Origin of the sequence: Rurimicrobium arvi (genome assembly GCF_039540495.1) — a bacterium.
Lineage (GTDB): Bacteria > Bacteroidota > Bacteroidia > Chitinophagales > Chitinophagaceae > Rurimicrobium > Rurimicrobium arvi.
The window spans coordinates 772,885-791,866 of sequence record NZ_BAABEZ010000022.1; the positions used below are offsets into that span (position 1 = coordinate 772,885).

Here is an 18,982-nt window from a genome sequence, read left to right on the forward strand (position 1 = left end):
TAAATGAACCTTAATTCAGAAATATCGTATTGTAGCTGATGTCTCCGAATGCTTTAGGGCGTAGTGTATAAATAGTGTGCTTATCTTCTTTCCCGCTTCTCAGTATACCTGCCACAAAATCCACAATGCGTTCGGCAGCCTTACCGTCCCACAATTCCGGGTCCTTGCCCATACGCCATTTGCCTGCGCGCAGACAATCGAATGCATCAAAAATATTCCCGGGGTTGCAGGAACCTACCAGCAGATTGGTTCCGAGCTGACATGTTTCAGGACGCTCGGTATGGTCGCGGAGTGTAATACATGGCACCTTCATAATGGTGGTTTCTTCCGAAATACCCCCGGAATCGGTAACCACCGCAAGTGCGTTTTTCATCAGATAATTGAATTCCAGGTATCCCATCGGATCGGTCATCACAATATTCGGATGCACTTCAATACCAAAATTATGGATCATTTTCTCCGTATGCGGATGCACCGGGAAGACCACGGTTGTACCCTCGGCGGCCATTGCTACCGACTCAAGTAAGGTTCCCAGTATTTCGCCGCTGGAAATATTTGCCTGGCGATGCAGGGTAAGTACATAATATCCCTTGTTGGCGAGACCGAGTGTATTCCAGAATGTGGGTTGCTTCAGACGGCTTTCGTTCGTGTAAAGTGTATCGATCATCGTATTTCCGACGAAGAATATTTTACCCGGGGAAACGCCCTCGTTCATCAGATTGTCGGATGCGCGGCGCGAAGTGGTGAAAAAATAATCAGATATCGAATCGGTGAGAATCCGGTTGATCTCCTCGGGCATCTGCCGGTCTCCACAGCGCAGGCCAGCCTCCACGTGAATCAAAGGTAAATCGGGATATGTCTTTTTTGTGGCAAGCGCACAGGCAACGGTGGAGTTCACATCTCCGAGCACAATCACCATATCGGGCTTAGACTCGATCAGCACCCTGCTGTAGCGCGAAATAATGGTAGCGATCTGTTCCGTACTTTTCAGATGACCTACATTAAGGTTAATGTCCGGCTGCGGAATATCCAATTCCTCAAAAAATACGCCGCTCATTTTATTGTCGTAGTGCTGACTGGTGTGAATCAGACGGTAACGGATCCCATTTCCGGGTTCCGGAAATTTGGTACGTAATTCTCTGATAATGGCTGCAACCTTAATAAAGTTCGGCCGCGCGCCCACCACTATGTCAATCAGCTTATCCATCCGAAAATCTTATTATTAATTTTATTTTATTACGGTTAAATTTTATTCTTATTTTTTGTGAAGATACTGTTTTATGAAAACCAATACAATAGTCGTAGGAACTCAATTCGGCACTACCCCCTTCTACTATAATCCGCATGTTGCACGCTCGAACAAGAATTTCATTTTCCAATAACGTCACCTGCGCATCAGGGTGAAAATGCAACCCCGTATAAGCACCGTCGCAAACTGAAACACCTTCCAGTTCGTCGCCGATTATAATCTCATCCGTTTCACAAACCACTGTTCTGCGATGCTGGAACTTAAATAATTTAAAGTATCCATCATGCTTATAATCAATTGTATTAAACGACTCATTTAAAGCAATAACAGAAGGCCTGCGCCCTACCCTGAAACCCGACCATACGTCCGCAGAATTATAACCGGGAACAAATACCGTATTATGCATTGCCGTAGATCTTTGCGCGCTTCTGCTGCTACCCGGATCGTATGTGGAAACACCCGGATCGACGATACAGGGCAAACCATTTACATGCAAACAAAAAGTAAAAGCATCGGCGTGTGCATGACCGGGTTGGTCCTTTGCCAATATCTCCCCACGAAAAAAGAACAAACGGAAACGCGAACGATCAAAAACCTTTATTGCAATAGGTTCCTCAACAGGCACACCGCTTCCGATCTCATTATCAAACAAATCTTGTGCCAAACTCGTCATTTCGTTCGACCAATAATTCATTTCCGGATTAGAGTCGCTGAACTGGGGCAATAAAACATCAGAACCAGATAAAAGTTTTAGATAAGATAAGCTTTGCAAAAACTTATCTTTCAAAATTTTATAAAAAACATCTTCCGCAAGAACATGTTTGTAAAAAAGCAGCAGGTCAAATATATTTTTCTGGATAAATGTGTGGTATCCTACTGATCTTTCATAATGAGAACCGTCCGGGAGGATCTGCCTGCGGAGTTCTCTGGTCACTATTTTTTTGCCGATCTGCAGCATGCGGCTATTTTTAAAATATATGCCACCCCATACCAGCGAAATCCCGCTTTCCAGCAAATGATTTCCGCCGATCTCATATTCCGGAAAATGAGACAGGCGGTCCAACTCCCGGAACAGGAACGCCGTTACTTTAGGATCGGATATCTGCGATTCAATACAAAACGCAATCCAGTTTCGCGTACGCAATGCAGTGGTATACGAACTCTGCTCAACTTGCCTATCTTTATAATTATCAATGAAATGAATAATGGTGCTTAAACGATCACTCAATGAGAGATCCGCGTCTTTCAACCAGTCGAAATAGTATAAATGGAATTGCCACAGCAAGCCGAACCCGCGAAATTGCCAATTGATCTCCCTGCCGAATGAGATTTCCCTGTTCAGCAGATGGAAGGTCTGCCGTTCTGCCCGGTAAATGCCCTTATGAAGCTCACAGACCGGAATACCGAGTCCCGGAGAAACGTCCCGGGGAACCGGTACTGCACGAGGTGGCCGGTACCCGATCTTCTTGACAGGATAATATAATCTGTAAAAAATCTGTTCTGCCCGCAGATAACGCAGGGTATGATAATACCTGCTGATCGTGCCAAAGATTCCGGTCAAATACTCTTTTGTTTAGAAAATAAGTTAACGACATTTGCGTTCTTTTCCGCAAGCTTAATCTGGTGCAAAGTAGTAAAACTGTATATTTTCTCAGCAAAAACAAGGCGACTTTCGCTGTCGTGACCGCACTGATGATGGTGCTCGGCTTTTTATGCGGAAGAGCGATCCTTTCCCTGGGAATGTTCCTGTTTTGTCTGAATGCCATCTGGGATACTTCACCCCGTAAATGGTTCCGCGATACCTACTGGCTCTGGGGACTTGCATGGACGGGACTCTATCTTATATCCTGGTTCTGGAGCGAAGACATTCCTTATTATCTGGAACGTATCCAGGTAAAACTTCCGTTTCTGCTGTTCCCGCTTGCATTCGGACTGATGCCGGCACTACCCGAAAAACACCTGAAAGTGTTCACTTACGGGTTGCTGGTATTAATGCTGGGGGGATGCGCCTACTCTCTTTCCTTCCTTTTCCGTAACTATGAAGAGGTGCTCAGGGGATATTCTTATTCGAAAGTGCTTCCCACACCTGCCTATAAAGACCATATCCGCTTCAGCATTTTTACCGCATGGACAATATTCTGGTATTTTTTCATGTACCGGAAAATGCTGACGAAAACAGGTAAAGCCATTCTGATCGGTGCGATTCTATTCTTTTCTTTATACCTGCATGTACTTGCGGTAAAGAGCGGTTTGCTCGTATTATACAGTTTTGCCTTCCTTTATTTTATCTACTTGCTGCTGAAAAAAAGGTGGCGTGTAGCAATGGCGATTGCACTGATTGCGGGAACGGCCTTCTATGTATCCCTGAAGAAAGTACCTTCCTTTAAAGCGAAGTTCTATTACGTGGTATTCAGTTTTAACGAATATCGTGCAGGCAACGTAGCTTCGAATGTTTCAGACCTGGGACGGCTCCTGTCTTATGATCTTGGCTGGAAAATCTTTAAGGAACACCCGCTCGCAGGTGTGGGAGCCGGGGATGTGCGCCTTGAAATGAAGGAAAAGTATGAGCAATATTCTCCGGAAACGAGACCCGAAGAACGGATTGTTCCCCATAATCAGTTTCTTGAAGTTGCGCTTGTGGGAGGTATACTTACGTTGATACCCTTCTTCATATGGGTAATTGCCCCTTTAAAAACCATACGGAAGTCGAGGAACGGATTTTACGGTCTGGCCACCTGGTTTGCGCTTTTAGCTTCTATGCAGGTGGAACCGATGCTGGAAGTGCAGTTCGGGGTATTTGTGTATTTATTTTGCCTGCTCTGGATGATCAAGCATACCGAAACTACTCCTGAAACTTCAGTAGCGTAGAATCCACACCCCAGAGGTAGTCCCCGTCGTCGTCTATCACATAGTCTTCTTTATCAATTTCGTCGAGATGATAACGGGTGATCATCTGCGATACGTCTTTGATCCATTTTCCTTTGGCTTCCGCATATCCATGCGCGTTCATGGCCTTCAGCCATTTTTTATAATCTTTAGTGCCTTTCAGCAGATGGTAATACTTTTTAGTATGCACGATCCGCACAAAGTCTTTAAAGGAATGCTCTGCCGTTTCATACTGCTTGTAAGCCGAGCGGAATTTGACATGGTTCTTACCCTTCACACCGAAATAGTTATTCAGCAGCCGGGCTATTTTGCTGGTCCCCATTGCCGACTCCACCATCGAAATACCCAGTATCACACTTGCGGGGATACCTGTTTTTTCCATCAACAGCACAGCCGTGGGCCGGAACCGTTCTACATAGTCCGCACCGGAACGTGCCTGTGCAGACATGCGTACAGAAGCCGTGGTACACAGCATCAGCATCAATAGGCAAATTCTGAATTGTCGCAACATATAAACCATTTATAAATTGGTCTGCATCCTTCTCCGGGTCCTCCGATTTTCAAAAATAACGCTATATTTGTAACTTACTAAATGCGACTTAATAACTATGCCTGATTTTTTGCTCGTGTTACTTGCTTACATGATTGGTTCCGTATCAACAGCAGTATTAGTAAGTAAACGATTTTACGGCATTGACATCCGTGAGCATGGCTCAGGAAATGCCGGAGCAACAAATACATTCCGGGTTTTAGGCAAGAATGCCGGCGTCATCGTTATGGCGGCAGATATATTAAAAGGCTTCCTGGCCGTTAAATTGTCTTTACTCTCTCAATATTCCTGGCACCCCACACCTTCGGTGCAATTTGTGAACCTGCAGGTGATCTTGGGGATTGCTTCTGTTCTGGGCCATATCTTCCCGATCTGGTCCGGCTTCAGAGGAGGAAAAGGAATTGCTACTTTATTCGGAATGATACTGGGTATTCAGCCGCTTGTTGCCGTGAGCCTGGTAGGAGTATTTCTTCTGATGTTATTAGCCACACGTTATGTATCCCTGAGTTCCATCAGTGCAAGCATTGCGTTTCCGCTGCTCATCCTGTTTATCTTCCGTGAACCCGAGTTGAGCTATAAAATATTTGCTATCGGCACCGCATTTCTGGTAGTGCTTACGCACCATAAGAATATAGGCCGGCTGCTGAATGGCAACGAAAGTAAAGTACCGATCTTCAAAAAGCGCAAAATGCGCCGGGACAAAGAAGAAGCCTAATCAGAAAGCCAGAGCATTCCACTCTGGCTTTTTTATTCCTGTGTATAACGCACTCATTACCGATACCATTATGAACTGGCTTTTACTCATCATTGCGGGATTATTTGAAGTGGCATTTGCATTTTGCCTGGGCAAGGCACAACATAGTCAGGGAAGCCTGGCCGTATGGTGGTATGCAGGATTTCTTGCTGCGCTGAGCCTGAGTATGGGCTTACTGGTAAAAGCCACCCAGACATTACCGATGGGTACTGCCTATGCGGTGTGGACCGGTATCGGCGCAGTGGGAACAACAATCGTGGGCATCATTGTATTCAAAGAACCAGCAACGTTCTGGCGTATATTTTTCCTGTTTACCCTGATCAGCTCTATTGTGGGACTAAAAGCCGTATCTCATTAGAGCACGAAATCCGTTACATTTGAACGCCTGGAAATTATATCATGCAGCTTAGCCGATTTCAGAAATTGCTGTCGCGTTTTTATCCCGTTCGCATCTATTCATTTGAAGGACGCACCAGTCCGCAAATGAAACTATATCATTTCCGGGGACGCTGGCAGCTCGCTTCAGAGTCGGCGCTGTATTCGGATGGCGACCATTACCAGCCACTAACCAAAGCTTTCGCATACATCAGGGGCAAGCTTCCTGCCTGTCGCAATATGCTGGTGCTCGGCGCCGGCCTGGGAAGTGCTATATCAGTATGGGAAAGCCTGAAGGTGCCATTACCGGAAACCCTGCTGGTGGATATTGACGAAGAAATACTGAGACTGGGCCGGGAGCTGAATAACCGAACCAATGTGCGCTGGATTTGCGAAGATGTGCAAAACCTGGTCCGCAGAGAACAGGGCACCTGGGATCTTATTGTATTGGACATATTCCAGGACCGGGTTGTACCGCATTTTGTATGTACACAGGATTTCCTGAAAAACTGCGCCCGCATGCTGAGTACGAGCGGAACGCTTGTGTTCAACTATATCATTAATAATGAGCAGGACTGGAATGCCCTGCAACAACTGACGGGTAGCCTTTTTATCACTGAAACTGTAATCAGTATAGGTATCAACAGGATCCTGATCTTAAAAAAAGCGGCGGATGAGTCTTAACGCATGCGTACGCTTGCGGAGGGTACGACTTACAATACCCTGCTGATCGATCTTATCTATCACCACACAGCCGGCGGTTTCCGTAGCATGCAGAATTGCATGTTCATCCAGCAGAATGCCTACGTGGTTGATGCGTCCTTCTTCGTTTGCGAAAAAAGCCAGATCCCCGCAACGCGCCTCCTGCAGAAAAGCGACAGGAGCGCCCTGCATAGCCTGTTGTGAAGCATCGCGCGCTATCTGAATTCCATTGATCTTCATTACCACCTGGGTAAGACCTGAACAATCCACCCCCTGCAATACTTTACCGCCCCATTGATACGGCGCAGCCAGGAAACGTCTGGCGCAGGATTCGATGTTTTCCATCGAAGGCTTCAGCTCCGGCACAAACGCCTTTTTACCTTTAAACTTCACCTTTTCGCCTGAAGGCAGCATATTGCGTGTCCGTAATGCCGCACCTACCGGCAGGGGAATTTCGTTGTATTCGGAAACAAGCCTCCCTTTATGCGATACATTCAGGTATTTGGCGGGTTTGGTGAACTCCCTTTTCGTCACCGGCATAATCTGATTAACGAGGCACCAACCTTCATAATCATCATCGAAAGCACGGATCTTGGCCCAGAAATTATCTAATTCCAGTATTTCGACACGATCTCCATATAACAACTGATTCACCTGCTCCGAACGGTGCAGGGGCTCTTTATGCATAGGACTGACGCTGACAACACAGATACCGTAAGACAAAACCATAACCGATAAAAAATAGACGACGCTAAGGTAACATTTTTTGTACCACATACAGATACGCAAAGGGCTTTGTAAATTGCAGCCATTCTATGATTGCCGCCGATCTGCTGCAAAACCTGCAGCTCAACATACGTACCGAAGGCCAGGAAACCCGTGTATGGGATATTCTGCGCAAACGGTGGATGCTTCTCACGCCCGAAGAGCATGTACGACAGGCATTAGTGCATTACCTGATCCGTGAGTGTGCTTACCCGGCAGGCATGATCGCTATTGAAAGGCAGATCAGCTACGGCCTGCTGAAAAAACGCTACGACCTCGTAGTGTACGACCGCCACCGTGAACCATGGCTGCTTGCCGAGTGTAAAGCACCCGAAGTGCCGTTATCCGAAAAAGTACTGCATCAGCTGCTGCATTACCGTTCGCGTATTCCGGCTCCGTTCTGGCTGCTCAGTAACGGACACGACAATTGCTGCGCAGACGCCACCGACGTGAATGATATCCGCTGGCTGACACAATTCCCGGCATACCCCAGATAAGCGGCGGAAATCATAACAGTTTCTAAAAAAGCGCCCGGCACAAAATGCTTCGGCCGAAATCGGGTATCTTAGCGAACCTACCAATAGAAACCGGCCTATGCGCAGACTGCTCCAGAATTTTTTTACGAAACGGCTCACCCGGCGATATCGCCTGAAAGCACCCCGTACTTTCTCGTCTTTTATGCTGGCGAAAGCTTATCTGGAGTTTAAAATATCCACGCGGCGCACGCTGAAAGATATCGTGCTGATAGCCGCCGGAATTTTCTCTGCGTCGTTTGGATTCAAGGGCTTTCTGCTTACCAACCATTTTATAGATGGAGGTGCCACGGGTATCTCATTATTGATATCCGCACTTTCAGGCATCCCCCTGTTCGTGCTGCTGATACTGATCAATATTCCGTTTATCCTGCTCGCGTTCCGCACAATCGGAAAGCAGTTTGCGGTTAAAACCGCTTTTGCGATCTGTGGTCTTGCGCTCTGCGTCGCGACGATCCACTTCCCCGACGTTACGAACGACAACCTGCTGGTCGCCGTTTTCGGAGGCTTCTTCCTCGGTGCGGGAATAGGCCTTTCGGTGAGAGGCGGCGCAGTGATCGACGGAACAGAAGTGCTGGCCATCTACCTGAGTCGTAAACTGCGTACTACGATCGGCGATATCATCATCGCGATCAATGTACTGATCTTTTCCGCTGCAGCCTACCTGTTGTCTGTGGAGATTGCGATGTACTCGATGATTACCTACCTCGCAGCGTCTAAAACGCTTGATTTTATCGTGGAAGGTATTGAAGAATACACCGGCGTTACGATCATCTCTTCGCATAATGAAGAGATCCGTAAGATGATCATCGAAAAAATGGGACGCGGCGTAACGGTTTACAGTGGCAAAAGAGGCTACGGCAAAAACGGGGAAACCCGCAATACAGATATCATATACACGGTGATCACCCGGCTGGAACTGAACCGCCTGAGCACCGAGATCGAGCTTATCGATACGAATGCATTTATGGTCATGAGCAGTATTAAAAGCACTAAAGGCGGTATGATCAAAAAACGCCCGCTGCATGAATAACCCGTTGCAGATCATTGACAGGGACGGATCTGTCACCTATACTACTGCACTCTTTCCGGATGCTGCAGCACAGGATATTTTCAGGAAATTATCAGACGAAATCGACTGGCAGCCGGACGAAGTAAAACTCTTTGGAAAAACGATTATCACAGCGCGCAAAACCGCATGGTATGGCGACAAATCGTACGAATACCGCTATTCCGGAACAGTAAAAAAAGCGCTTCCGTTTCCGCAGGAATTACAGTCGATCCGCGACAGACTTTTGCAGGAAACAGGATACTACTTTAATTCCTGCCTTGCCAATCTGTACCATAATGGTTCCGAAAGCATGAGCTGGCACAGCGATAATGAACCGGTGATGGATCCCGGATTTCCGATCGCTTCTCTGAGCTTCGGAGCCCAGCGCCGGTTCCGGTTCAGGCACCTTGGGGACAAAACAACGGAAACGGTATTATTGGAACCCGGTTCTCTGCTTATGATGTATCCGCCATTGCAGCAGCATTGGCAGCACTGTCTGCCCCGCATGGCTGCGGTTCGCGAAGCGCGGATCAACCTTACATTCCGCCGTTTTACCGAGCATCGATAAGAATACCTTAAAACCGCCTGCTGCCGCAACAACACGTCGGATACACCAGTAACTTTAAGTCAAATCAGGAGTCATGGAAAAGGTATTGCTTTCAGAAAATATAAACGTGTTGTGTCTGCCGGCGCAGAAATTTCCCGACACGATTCAGGATACACATCATCAGTTGCGCGAAATGATGCCGATGCATCCGCAGCGGCGCTTTTTTGGCCTGTCACAATCCAGACCGGACGGAACGATCGGATATAATGCTGCTGCGGAGCAGCTCGATCCGACGGAAGCGGATATTCTCGGACTGCACGAGTACACCATTCAGGAAGGTCGCTATTACCAGATCACTATTCATAATTTCCCGGAGAAAATGAATGAGATCGCCGATGCGTTTCAGGAAATACTGAAACAACCCGACATCGATCCCAGCGGCATTTGCGTGGAATGGTATGTAAACGATCGTGACGTTCAGTGTATGGTCCGGCGTATTGAAAAAACGCAATCCTAGCGAGGCACTTCAATATGTGACAGGAGCTCACGCAATACCTGATCGGCAGACACGCCTTCCATTTCTCTTTCAGGGGTCAGCATTACCCGGTGCCGTAACACCGGTGCAACTGCATAAGCCACATCGTCCGGTATCACAAAAGAGCGGCCACGTATAACAGCTATTGCTTTAGCCACCTGCAACAATGCTATGGAAGCTCTCGGAGAGGCGCCCACAAACAGCGAAGGATGATTGCGTGTAGCATGAATGATCTGTGCGGTAAAGCGAAGGATGTTTGCTTCTGCATGTACCGACTGCACTTCAGATTGAGCGCGCAGCACATCGGACGCATGCAGTACCGGGTTTACACTTGCCAACTGGTGTGCAACGGCTGTTTGCTGCTGACGGGACAGAATCTGCACTTCTTCCTCAAGCGAAGGATAGCCGACGTTGATCTTCATCAGGAAACGGTCCAGCTGTGCCTCAGGTAAGCGATAAGTTCCTTCGTGTTCAATCGGGTTTTGCGTGGCAATTACCATAAACGGACTGTTCATCGGATACGTGATGCCGTCTACCGTTACCTGCCGTTCTTCCATTACTTCAAATAAAGCTGCCTGCGTTTTAGCCGGGGCACGGTTTATCTCATCGATCAGCACAACATTAGCGAATATGGGTCCGCGGCGGAATTGAAAACTGGCCTGCTGCGCATGGAACACGCTGGTACCGGTTACATCCGAGGGCATCAGGTCGGGTGTGAACTGGATTCGTGAAAACTCAACATCCAGGCTTTTCGCAAGCAGTTTTGCAGTAAGTGTTTTGGCCACGCCCGGAACTCCTTCAATGAGCAGATGCCCGCCTGCCAGCAATCCGGCAAGGAGTAACTCCAGCATATCCTGCTGCCCTACGATAATTTCACCCAGTTGCTGCCGGAGCAGTTCGGCGATCCGGAACGCTTCGCCCATAGCGGGTGCGTTCTGCTGATCATCCATTATATCCATCGGTTCCATTTGCTCTGTAAAATAAATTGATTGTTCTGTAAAATTCAAACAAAAATGCATCGGTTAAAGGCTCATCACCTAAGCGTATGCGATGAATCATTGACACGACATCTGCTGCCTGCGAACGGGGCACCGCTGCTTTTGCGGAAAGCGCATCGATGAAATGCTCATCCAGCACTTCTGTCGGCAACAGGAAACGCATGCGTACCCATTCCAGAAAATGCTGTTCCAGCTTCACACACAGGTTGTGATGATCTTTATGATTGTAATACAACAAGCCTACCGTTTCTATAAAAGATGCGTATGTATTCTCTACCGGTGGTATCTCTGCAATGATCCTTTGCTTACGCTTGCGTTCAACAAGCAGATACACAATCATCAGAAAAATACCCAGCAGGATCGCAGTTCGCACAGCGGGATGACGCAGCAATACATCCCAATCAGACATCTCAGGATTACGATTCCGGAAATTGCCCCAGTAAATACGCGCAATATCAGGCCCTATGTGCTTCCAGAATGCATCGAGATACCTGCGGTTGTGCGGTTGCAGCAGGAAAAAATTTGTAAACAGCAAGGGAGTGGAGGTAAGCACCACATGGCCTTCTCCCAGCGCGATGCATATAATGTCCGGATGCGTTGTATCTCTTTCATGTACATAGCCTTCTTCCGTCACTTCAGATTCTGTACTGTCCGGGCTCTCTGTCGTACGCACAAAATACCCCCGTATATTACGGCCATAAATACCAAAACGCTCGTCGGGCAGCGATTCAATAGACAGGGCTTTTTCATTGGGCGCAGCCGGATTCAGCACAGACAGCGGATCGCTCTCCGGTATGCCTTCCTGCCTGAGATGAAAGTCGTTCAGCAGTTGCGGATCTATTCCTGAAGAGCATATGACCAGGTCGTTCCCCTCAGAAACAAACTGGTAAAGTCGTTCCCGCTCCTGCTTTGAAAAATTTACTACCCTGCCGATCAGCAACATCATTTCCCTGGCCGAATCGGAAGCGGACTGAAACGATTCCAGCGATCCCGACAAAATACGGATCTCGGATTCGGGATGATAATATTGCAAAGAATGGTAGCCCAGATACAGATCGTAGGGATCTTTTCCCTCCCGGTTCAATGACACCGACCAGTTCGTGCGCGATACGTTTTTACACCCGCCCGACAGGAACAGAACAAACAGCAACAGGTACCGGCTTAAGCGTACACTCATCTGATCGCGGTTTTTAGACTCTGATACAAAACGTAGGTCTGATGCCACTCCGCTTCGGCAACCGGAAACCGTCCGAACCATGCATACTGGTAACGCAGCAGCAGATTACGAAAAGACTCCTTTAAAGTCCCTTCCGTCAGCTCACGGTAATAATCAAAATCGGTAGCTTCCGAACGGAACGTGATCTGACCTTTCTGCGATAACAACTTTAATATTGCGAGGTAAGCAAAACGCGTTGCATCAGCGTAAAGCGCCTCGCTCACTGCCCGTGCCATTTTCTCCTCCCAAAGCCCGCTTTCCAGGTCTTCGGGACTCTCCGGATTCCCGGTATCGCCGGCCAGACTGTTATCCTGTTGCTTCTTTCTTTTTGACGTCCGGAATTCCGGGATCACAACACGCACAATAATGAACAGGGCCACAGCTGCAATCAGCAGCCATATGATCGCTTTCCCCGCCGCGGAAGTAAAAAAAGAAATAAGCGATTCTATAAATCCGTTCAGAAAGTGATTTGCAGGCTTCTTTTCAAGCGCACCTTCCCGCTCATGCGCATAGCTGAAGTGTTTATCGCGTGTAAGTGACTGCCATTCGGAATCTGAAGGAGTGTACAAAACTGTTTCGGTCTGTACCTCCTGCTCTTTCTGCTCCTCAACAGCTGCGGCTACATTCGCGGAATGCAGGCAGCTCAGGATCATCACCCAACAGAAGATTATATTACGCAGCCTGCTCAAGTAACCGGGATTGAGTTTTTTGAAAAACCCTGTAGGGATAATACAGGAAATAGCCCGCCACAAGCAGCAACGACAACAGAAGAATTATTATGCTCAGCCATACAGGCATCTCGGTGTGACGGGTGACGTAGCTTTCGAAAAATGCGGCGATCAGCAATACGGGAACCTGAGACAGGCTTACTTTTACCGCATCGAGTGAAGACCGGCGCAAAGCGGCCAGTCTTGTATAGGTTCCGGGAAAGATCAGCGCACGTGCAATCATAAACCCCGAAGCTCCGGCAATAACAAGTGCAGACAGTTCAAGCGTTCCGTGAATGAACACCACAAGAAAGAAATCCCCGCCCAGGTGATTCCGGTAAAAAAGGTATTCAAAAACACCTACCATCAGCGCATTGCGGAATAAAAAATAAAACGTACCGACACCATAGCTGATCCCCATACCAAACAACAATAGCGACACGCGGATATTATTCCACGCGATCAGCAGAAACATGGTAAACGAATCGCCGGACTTATAAACACCGAACGGGTCTCCCTTTTCGATGTTCTCCAGCGTCATATCCACATAAGCATTCCCCAGAATCGCACGGGCGAAGTCCGGTTCAACCGCAGAAGACGCCATCCCCAGAAGAAAAAATGCGAGAAACAGTCCGAAAGAAAACCAGAGCGCTTTTCGATGACGGAACAGGATCAGCGGCAGCTCAGTCGTCCAGAAAGTTACAAAACGATTTCCCTTTTCTTTCCTGTTCCGGTAAATACTCAGATAGATATCGGCAGCCATCCCGTTTATATACCGGGTGGTATTACTGTCTTTATAAAAGGTACGCGCGAATGCCAGATCGTCTACCAGGTAGGCAAAGCGACGGGCGAGCACATCAGGATCATCTGTCGGTTCTGCCTGATATTGATTCCAACGGTCTTTATATTTACTGATAAAGCGTCCTTCGCGCATATTTCGGAAATGAAGAGCAAGATAAATGAAACTTTCAAGAAAATTCATTTGACGACAATACATAAGATATAAACTATTAGACTATTTTAGCGGCAGTATCCACTCACTATGTCATTCCTTAGAAAACTGATCTTCATCGCTCTGCTGGCGATCCATTGCTGTATTACCGTTTCACAGGCAGCCTTTCCTTTAAGCCGGCAGGAAACCACCCGTGCGCAAAAGCTGCAAAAACGCATGGAGAAAGCAGAAATACTGCTCAACGCCGCAAATAGCCAGGAGATCAGACAAACAAGTACAGAGCATTCCTATAATATGCCCGTGCGGGAAAATGACTCGGGCATATATGGGATACTTGCTTTTGTAACCGGGCTTCTGGGCATTTTTCCAGCCGCCATAGTACTGGGTATCATAGGCTTGCAAACCAACAGAAGATTTCAGGGTCTGGCAGTCGCAGGACTGGTCCTGGGTATCTTTCAAGCCTTACTGTTTTTGCTCATGCTGGTTTTACTGTTTTATGTATTTTCCTGGTAGACAGCTCACACAGTAGAAATCCGGTCGTAAACACCTGACGCAATTTTAACCCGGCCTTCCGTTCCGGGGTATCGTCGCAGATTTGCGGATAAAAAGATACTTTTGCGCACTACCACGAAAACGTATTAGTGAAAGCGGAATTGTATGAGCAAAGAGAACGGACCACAACAACAATATTCAGATAACCAGGATTCGGTAATGATAGGTTCCATGTATGAAAACTGGTTCCTGGAATACGCCAGTTATGTAATCCTGGAACGCGCGGTACCTGCGGTTTCCGACGGATTGAAACCGGTACAGCGTCGCATCCTGCATGCGATGAAGGAAATGGACGACGGGCGATTTAATAAAGTCGCCAATGTTGTCGGACAAACCATGCAGTACCATCCGCATGGAGACGCCTCCATCAGCGCTGCCATTGTGAACCTCGGGCAAAAAGACCTGCTGATAGAAACCCAGGGTAACTGGGGAGATGAGCGTACCGGGGACGGCGCGGCGGCCTCCCGTTATATTGAGGCCCGCCTGTCTAAATTCGCACTGGAAGTAGCCTTCAACCCCAAGACCACGGAATGGCAACTGAGCTACGACGGTCGCAAGAACGAACCATTATCACTGCCGATGAAATTTCCGCTGCTGCTCGCGCAGGGGGCGGAAGGTATTGCGGTAGGACTTTCCACTAAGATATTACCGCATAATTTCTGCGAACTGCTGGAAGCCTGCATCAGGCATTTGAAAAATAAGCCGTTTGAGCTGTATCCTGATTTCTCAACCGGCGGATACGTCGATGTAAGCAATTACAACGACGGCGCGAGGGGCGGCAAAGTCCGTGTACGTGCAAAAATCGAGGACATCGATAAGAAAAGTGTCGCGATCCGCAGTGTACCATATGGTGTGACGACTTCCCAGCTCGTGGACAGCATCCTGAAAGCGAATGACTCCGGCAAGATCAAGATCAAAAGTATCAGTGACAATACCGCCGCAGAAGTGGAATTAGTGGTGCAGCTGGCTACAGGCATTTCTACCGACCAGACCATCGACGCCCTGTATGCATTCACTGACTGTGAAATATCCATTTCACCGAATGCCTGCGTGATTGTTGAAGACAAACCTCATTTTGTAAGCGCTTCAGACCTGCTCAAACAGTCGGTTGCGGACACCAAAGCACTCCTGCTCCGCGAACTGCAGATAAAGCTTTCGGAACTGGAAGAAGACTGGCATTTTTCATCACTCGAGAAAATATTCATCGAAAAGCGCATCTATCGCGACATTGAAGAGGAAACAACCTGGGAAGGCGTTTTGGAGGCGATCGATAAAGGATTGAAACCATACAAAAAGCAATTCCGCAGGGAAATCACTCAGGACGACATCGTAAGGCTTACAGAAATACGCATTAAACGTATTTCCAAATTCGATGCATTTAAGGCCGACGAGCATATCAAAGGCGTAAACGATGCTATCGGAGAAGTGAAAAACAACATAGAACACCTGAACGATTATGCCATCAAATATTATGAGGGCATTCTTAAAAAATACGGGAAAGGCCGGGAACGCCAGACAGATATCCGCTTGTTTGAAACGATCCAGGCGAATGTGGTGGCTATCGCCAACGTAAAGCTGTACGTGAACCGCAAAGAAGGGTTTATCGGTACCGGACTGAAAAAAGACGAATATCTTTTTGACTGCTCCGATCTCGATCAGATCATCGTGTTCCGCAGAAACGGGACCATGCAGGTAACGAAAGTGAGCGATAAGAACTTTATCGGTAAAGACATCGAGCATGTGGACATTTTCCGTAAAAATGACGAGCGCACCACTTACAACATGATTTATCTCGATGGTAAAACGGGCATTGCTTTTGCAAAACGCTTCAATGTTACGGGGGTTACGCGCGATAAGGAATACGATCTTACAAAAGGGAACCCCGCCAGCAAAGTATTGTACTTCAGCGCCAATCCGAACGGAGAAGCGGAGGTGGTGACGATCAACCTGTCTCCGGGCAGTAAGGCGCGCGTAAAGAACCTTGATTTTTCATTTGAAACGCTTGATATCAAAAACCGCAGCGCCGGCGGAAACCAGGTAACCAAATACCCGATCAAAAATATCAAGCTTAAGGAAAAAGGGAAATCGACCCTTTCTGCCCTTAAAATATGGTATGACCCCAATACCGGCCGTCTCAACAAAGACGAGAACGGTATGTTGCTCGGACGCTTCGCAGACGATGACAAAATCATTGCATTCTATAAAGACGGAAGCTATGAACTCACTGATTTTGAGCTCACCAACCGGTATGAAACGGAGTATACCCTGCATATTCAGAAGTTCCACCCGGAGGATGTGGTTTCTGCGGTGTATTACGATGCTGCCAGCGGACAGTATTATGCAAAGCGTTTTGTGGTGGAAACACATACGCTGAAGAACAAGTTCTCTTTTATTAAAGAAGGCACCGGCAATTACCTGGCTACAGTAAGTACAGCGAGCGAACCGAACATCATCGTGCGCAGCGGGAAAAAGAAAAGCGAATGGACAGAGCAGCAGATTGCCCTTTCGGAATTCGCGGAGGTAACCGGCTGGAAAGCCGTCGGCAAGAAACTCGGCATCGCGGATGTTAAGGAAATAACGTTGATACCCAATGAGGAATCGAGCGCGGAGCGGCCAACATTATTTTAAATAAAGCAGTACCTTTATACATACATATAGTCACTCGGAATTTTGAGGAAAGGAATATTTTGATTCATGAAAAAAATTGAACTGGAGATCATTGCATTGTCGCACAGCATTACACAAAATAATTCCTATGCGATCGTATTGGGAGAGATAGATGGTCAGCGACGCGTACCTATCGTTATCGGCGCTTTTGAAGCACAGGCCATTGCAGTCGCTCTGGAACGTATGCAACCGACACGACCGCTGACACACGATCTTTTTTTCGGCTTTATAAAACAATTTGATATCGAACTGAAAGAGGTGATTATTTACAAGCTGGAAGAAGGTATCTTTTTTTCGAAGCTGGTTTGCGCGCAGGAAGGCGGCGCAGATATCGAAATCGATTCAAGGACTTCAGACGCTTTGGCTTTAGCCGTAAGGGCGCATTGCCGCATTTATACATACGACAATATAATCGAGTCGGCGGGCATCTTCCTCAACAGCGAAGAGCGACCGTCAAAAAGAGCCATTCAGGCACAGTCGGCCGGAGAGGCCGCTTCGGGCGACCTGAAAAAAATGAGCGTGGAAACACTGAATGAATTATTGAATGAAGCGCTGGAGCAGGAGGATTATGTGAAAGCGATCCAGATAAGAGACGAGTTGAATACAAGGGCTAACAAAGACTAAACGCTTACCTATGAAATCATCCCTGTTAATCACCGCATCCCTTTTGTTTGCAGTATGCACAAAAGCGCAGGATGTGATCCGTTGCGGCCAGGAGATCATGAGCAGCAGCATGGAGCAAAGCTTCCCGGGATTTAAGCTCCGGGAAACGGATCTGAAGAAAGCTACCGCTCAAAAAGCCATTCAGGCACGTAATATGCAGCAGGCGCTGATGAAAACAGCTACCGACCCGGGTCCGATTCCGGTTGTATTTCATATCGTCGTTGATACAAACACCTACATCAAACTGGGCAGCAACGCAGGCATTGCCGAGCGCGTGCGCAGTCAGCTCGAAGTATTGAATGCCGACTTTAACGGCGCCAATGCCGACAAATCCAAAGTTCCGGCGGTATGGAGCTCATTGTATGCAAATGTGGGCATCCGTTTCGCTTCGGCTCATGTAGATCCGACCGGAGGATATACGCCCGGCTATGATGTAAAAATTGTGGCAAGCGGCACTTCCTTTTCAGCAATCAATGCTGCCAAAGGCGTAAAATTCACCGCTACGGGCGGCACAGAAGCCTGGGATCCGAAACGGTATCTCAATGTATGGGTGACGAATCTCACTGCTTCGTCCGCAACCGTGCTCGGGATTACTGCACCACCCTACTACTCAGATTTCACTATTCCCGAATGGGGCATTGCGATCAATTCCGGAATATTCGGCGCGCGCACAAGTGCATCGCAGTATTTCCTGAACAAATTTGATCATGGCCGTACACTCACCCACGAAATGGGCCACTATTTCTACATCTGGCATACCTGGGGAGACGATGGCGGAACCTGCGACGGTGATGATGGCATCAGCGACACTCCGCTTGAAGGAGATGCGGCCACCGGCAACCCGAAATTCCCCCGTTACGATGTATGCACTCCGGCTGATAACGGTATTATGTTCATGAACTATATGGACTATACCGATGATACCGCAATGTATATGTTCACACAGGAGCAGGCAAATGTGATGCAGTCCGAGGTAGCAGAAACCGGTCATTCCTATTCGCTCACGCTCAACCCTTACCTGAGCGACACGCAGGTAACTGCTCCCGAAAAAATACATATAGGACCCAACCCCAGCAAGGGCATATTGTACCTGACTTACAATAACGCGAGTACATCCGTTAAATCCGTGGTCGTATACAACATCATGGGACAAAAAGTAATAGAAACGACCGAAGCCAATATTGTCTCAATCGATATGAGCCATCTGGCCAAAGGCGTTTACTTTGTACAGTGCATCTGCAACAACCAAAATATTCAAGAGAAAATAATCCTGCAATAAA

General features: G+C 47.7%; 20 protein-coding genes. 12 read left to right on the top strand and 8 right to left on the bottom strand.

Going from position 1 to position 18,982, the window contains the following annotated elements:
- Positions 1-10: 10 nt before the first annotated feature.
- The gene (gene wecB, locus ABD846_RS10075; RefSeq protein ID WP_344826140.1) at positions 11-1,207 is read right to left on the bottom strand and encodes a non-hydrolyzing UDP-N-acetylglucosamine 2-epimerase; all 1,197 of its coding nucleotides are present in this window, start codon (positions 1,205-1,207) and stop codon (positions 11-13) included.
- On the bottom strand, positions 1,200-2,498 hold the full coding sequence (locus ABD846_RS10080; protein WP_344826143.1) for a heparinase II/III domain-containing protein: 1,299 nt from the start codon (positions 2,496-2,498) through the stop codon (positions 1,200-1,202). The genes wecB and ABD846_RS10080 overlap by 8 nt, the downstream gene beginning before the upstream one ends.
- A 374-nt stretch (positions 2,499-2,872) precedes the next feature.
- Between ABD846_RS10080 and ABD846_RS10085 the strand changes: the two genes are divergently transcribed.
- The gene (locus tag ABD846_RS10085; protein WP_344826148.1) at positions 2,873-4,117 is read left to right on the top strand and encodes an O-antigen ligase family protein; all 1,245 of its coding nucleotides are present in this window, start codon (positions 2,873-2,875) and stop codon (positions 4,115-4,117) included.
- Here the strand turns inward: ABD846_RS10085 and ABD846_RS10090 are convergent.
- Positions 4,092-4,646: a glucosaminidase domain-containing protein gene (locus tag ABD846_RS10090; RefSeq protein WP_344826151.1), complete on the bottom strand. Its 555-nt coding sequence runs from the start codon at positions 4,644-4,646 to the stop codon at positions 4,092-4,094. The genes ABD846_RS10085 and ABD846_RS10090 overlap by 26 nt on opposite strands.
- Before the next feature lie 97 nt (positions 4,647-4,743).
- On the opposite strand from ABD846_RS10090, the gene plsY reads away from it, so the two are divergent.
- From plsY to ABD846_RS10105, 3 genes are all read left to right on the top strand, one after another.
- Positions 4,744-5,400, top strand: coding sequence for a glycerol-3-phosphate 1-O-acyltransferase PlsY (gene plsY, locus ABD846_RS10095; RefSeq protein WP_344826154.1), 657 nt, complete (start codon positions 4,744-4,746; stop codon positions 5,398-5,400).
- Between the two features lie 70 nt (positions 5,401-5,470).
- Entirely contained in the window at positions 5,471-5,797 is a 327-nt protein-coding gene (locus tag ABD846_RS10100) for a DMT family transporter (protein WP_344826157.1), read from the top strand.
- Between the two features lie 41 nt (positions 5,798-5,838).
- On the top strand, positions 5,839-6,498 hold the full coding sequence (locus ABD846_RS10105; protein ID WP_344826161.1) for a spermidine synthase: 660 nt from the start codon (positions 5,839-5,841) through the stop codon (positions 6,496-6,498).
- On the opposite strand, the gene ABD846_RS10110 is transcribed toward ABD846_RS10105, so the two are convergent.
- Complete coding sequence (locus ABD846_RS10110) at positions 6,472-7,203, bottom strand: C40 family peptidase (RefSeq protein WP_344826164.1); 732 nt, start codon at positions 7,201-7,203, stop codon at positions 6,472-6,474. The two genes, ABD846_RS10105 and ABD846_RS10110, sit on opposite strands and share 27 nt — an antisense overlap.
- Positions 7,204-7,331: 128 nt before the next feature.
- Here ABD846_RS10110 and ABD846_RS10115 point away from each other — a divergent pair, with 128 nt between their 5' ends.
- From ABD846_RS10115 to ABD846_RS10130, 4 genes are all read left to right on the top strand, one after another.
- On the top strand, positions 7,332-7,778 hold the full coding sequence (locus ABD846_RS10115; protein ID WP_344826167.1) for a type I restriction enzyme HsdR N-terminal domain-containing protein: 447 nt from the start codon (positions 7,332-7,334) through the stop codon (positions 7,776-7,778).
- A gap of 97 nt (positions 7,779-7,875) precedes the next feature.
- Positions 7,876-8,847: a YitT family protein gene (locus ABD846_RS10120; RefSeq protein WP_344826170.1), complete on the top strand. Its 972-nt coding sequence runs from the start codon at positions 7,876-7,878 to the stop codon at positions 8,845-8,847.
- Positions 8,840-9,433: an alpha-ketoglutarate-dependent dioxygenase AlkB family protein gene (locus ABD846_RS10125; RefSeq protein ID WP_344826172.1), complete on the top strand. Its 594-nt coding sequence runs from the start codon at positions 8,840-8,842 to the stop codon at positions 9,431-9,433. Before ABD846_RS10120 ends, ABD846_RS10125 begins: the two co-directional genes overlap by 8 nt.
- 73 nt (positions 9,434-9,506) lie before the next feature.
- A complete protein-coding gene (locus ABD846_RS10130) occupies positions 9,507-9,929 on the top strand; it encodes a hypothetical protein (RefSeq protein ID WP_344826175.1) in 423 nt (140 codons plus the stop codon).
- Here ABD846_RS10130 and ABD846_RS10135 read toward each other — a convergent pair.
- The 4 genes from ABD846_RS10135 to ABD846_RS10150 are packed head-to-tail and all read right to left on the bottom strand — an operon-like array spanning position 9,926 to position 13,802.
- Entirely contained in the window at positions 9,926-10,915 is a 990-nt protein-coding gene (locus ABD846_RS10135) for an AAA family ATPase (protein ID WP_344826178.1), read from the bottom strand. The genes ABD846_RS10130 and ABD846_RS10135 overlap by 4 nt on opposite strands.
- Complete coding sequence (locus ABD846_RS10140) at positions 10,890-12,122, bottom strand: DUF4350 domain-containing protein (protein WP_344826181.1); 1,233 nt, start codon at positions 12,120-12,122, stop codon at positions 10,890-10,892. Before ABD846_RS10140 ends, ABD846_RS10135 begins: the two co-directional genes overlap by 26 nt.
- Positions 12,119-12,814, bottom strand: coding sequence for a DUF4129 domain-containing protein (locus ABD846_RS10145; protein WP_344826184.1), 696 nt, complete (start codon positions 12,812-12,814; stop codon positions 12,119-12,121). The genes ABD846_RS10140 and ABD846_RS10145 overlap by 4 nt, the downstream gene beginning before the upstream one ends.
- A 19-nt stretch (positions 12,815-12,833) precedes the next feature.
- A complete protein-coding gene (locus ABD846_RS10150; protein ID WP_344826187.1) occupies positions 12,834-13,802 on the bottom strand; it encodes a stage II sporulation protein M in 969 nt (322 codons plus the stop codon).
- A 108-nt stretch (positions 13,803-13,910) separates the two neighbouring features.
- On the opposite strand from ABD846_RS10150, the gene ABD846_RS10155 reads away from it, so the two are divergent.
- The 4 genes from ABD846_RS10155 (at position 13,911) to ABD846_RS10170 (ending at position 18,981) form a co-directional block, all read left to right on the top strand.
- A complete protein-coding gene (locus ABD846_RS10155) occupies positions 13,911-14,333 on the top strand; it encodes a DUF4190 domain-containing protein (RefSeq protein WP_344826190.1) in 423 nt (140 codons plus the stop codon).
- Between the two features lie 144 nt (positions 14,334-14,477).
- Positions 14,478-17,000 (top strand): DNA gyrase/topoisomerase IV subunit A, encoded by a 2,523-nt coding sequence (locus ABD846_RS10160; RefSeq protein ID WP_344826193.1) that lies wholly within the window; start codon positions 14,478-14,480, stop codon positions 16,998-17,000.
- A 66-nt stretch (positions 17,001-17,066) separates the two neighbouring features.
- The gene (locus ABD846_RS10165) at positions 17,067-17,663 is read left to right on the top strand and encodes a bifunctional nuclease family protein (RefSeq protein ID WP_344826195.1); all 597 of its coding nucleotides are present in this window, start codon (positions 17,067-17,069) and stop codon (positions 17,661-17,663) included.
- A gap of 10 nt (positions 17,664-17,673) precedes the next feature.
- A complete protein-coding gene (locus ABD846_RS10170) occupies positions 17,674-18,981 on the top strand; it encodes a zinc-dependent metalloprotease (RefSeq protein ID WP_344826198.1) in 1,308 nt (435 codons plus the stop codon).
- Position 18,982 lies beyond the last annotated feature (1 nt).

What these genes read in the sequence shown, in the direction of transcription:
- wecB (WP_344826140.1), bottom strand. Translation starts at nt 1,207, where the DNA reads ATGGATAAGCTGATTGACATAGTGGTGGGCGCGCGGCCGAACTTTATT.
- ABD846_RS10090 (WP_344826151.1), bottom strand. Translation starts at nt 4,646, where the DNA reads ATGTTGCGACAATTCAGAATTTGCCTATTGATGCTGATGCTGTGTACC.
- plsY (WP_344826154.1), top strand. Translation starts at nt 4,744, where the DNA reads ATGCCTGATTTTTTGCTCGTGTTACTTGCTTACATGATTGGTTCCGTA.
- ABD846_RS10100 (WP_344826157.1), top strand. Translation starts at nt 5,471, where the DNA reads ATGAACTGGCTTTTACTCATCATTGCGGGATTATTTGAAGTGGCATTT.
- ABD846_RS10105 (WP_344826161.1), top strand. Translation starts at nt 5,839, where the DNA reads ATGCAGCTTAGCCGATTTCAGAAATTGCTGTCGCGTTTTTATCCCGTT.
- ABD846_RS10110 (WP_344826164.1), bottom strand. Translation starts at nt 7,203, where the DNA reads ATGCATAAAGAGCCCCTGCACCGTTCGGAGCAGGTGAATCAGTTGTTA.
- ABD846_RS10115 (WP_344826167.1), top strand. Translation starts at nt 7,332, where the DNA reads ATGATTGCCGCCGATCTGCTGCAAAACCTGCAGCTCAACATACGTACC.
- ABD846_RS10120 (WP_344826170.1), top strand. Translation starts at nt 7,876, where the DNA reads ATGCGCAGACTGCTCCAGAATTTTTTTACGAAACGGCTCACCCGGCGA.
- ABD846_RS10125 (WP_344826172.1), top strand. Translation starts at nt 8,840, where the DNA reads ATGAATAACCCGTTGCAGATCATTGACAGGGACGGATCTGTCACCTAT.
- ABD846_RS10130 (WP_344826175.1), top strand. Translation starts at nt 9,507, where the DNA reads ATGGAAAAGGTATTGCTTTCAGAAAATATAAACGTGTTGTGTCTGCCG.
- ABD846_RS10135 (WP_344826178.1), bottom strand. Translation starts at nt 10,915, where the DNA reads ATGGAACCGATGGATATAATGGATGATCAGCAGAACGCACCCGCTATG.
- ABD846_RS10140 (WP_344826181.1), bottom strand. Translation starts at nt 12,122, where the DNA reads ATGAGTGTACGCTTAAGCCGGTACCTGTTGCTGTTTGTTCTGTTCCTG.
- ABD846_RS10145 (WP_344826184.1), bottom strand. Translation starts at nt 12,814, where the DNA reads ATGATCCTGAGCTGCCTGCATTCCGCGAATGTAGCCGCAGCTGTTGAG.
- ABD846_RS10150 (WP_344826187.1), bottom strand. Translation starts at nt 13,802, where the DNA reads ATGCGCGAAGGACGCTTTATCAGTAAATATAAAGACCGTTGGAATCAA.
- ABD846_RS10155 (WP_344826190.1), top strand. Translation starts at nt 13,911, where the DNA reads ATGTCATTCCTTAGAAAACTGATCTTCATCGCTCTGCTGGCGATCCAT.
- ABD846_RS10160 (WP_344826193.1), top strand. Translation starts at nt 14,478, where the DNA reads ATGAGCAAAGAGAACGGACCACAACAACAATATTCAGATAACCAGGAT.
- ABD846_RS10165 (WP_344826195.1), top strand. Translation starts at nt 17,067, where the DNA reads ATGAAAAAAATTGAACTGGAGATCATTGCATTGTCGCACAGCATTACA.
- ABD846_RS10170 (WP_344826198.1), top strand. Translation starts at nt 17,674, where the DNA reads ATGAAATCATCCCTGTTAATCACCGCATCCCTTTTGTTTGCAGTATGC.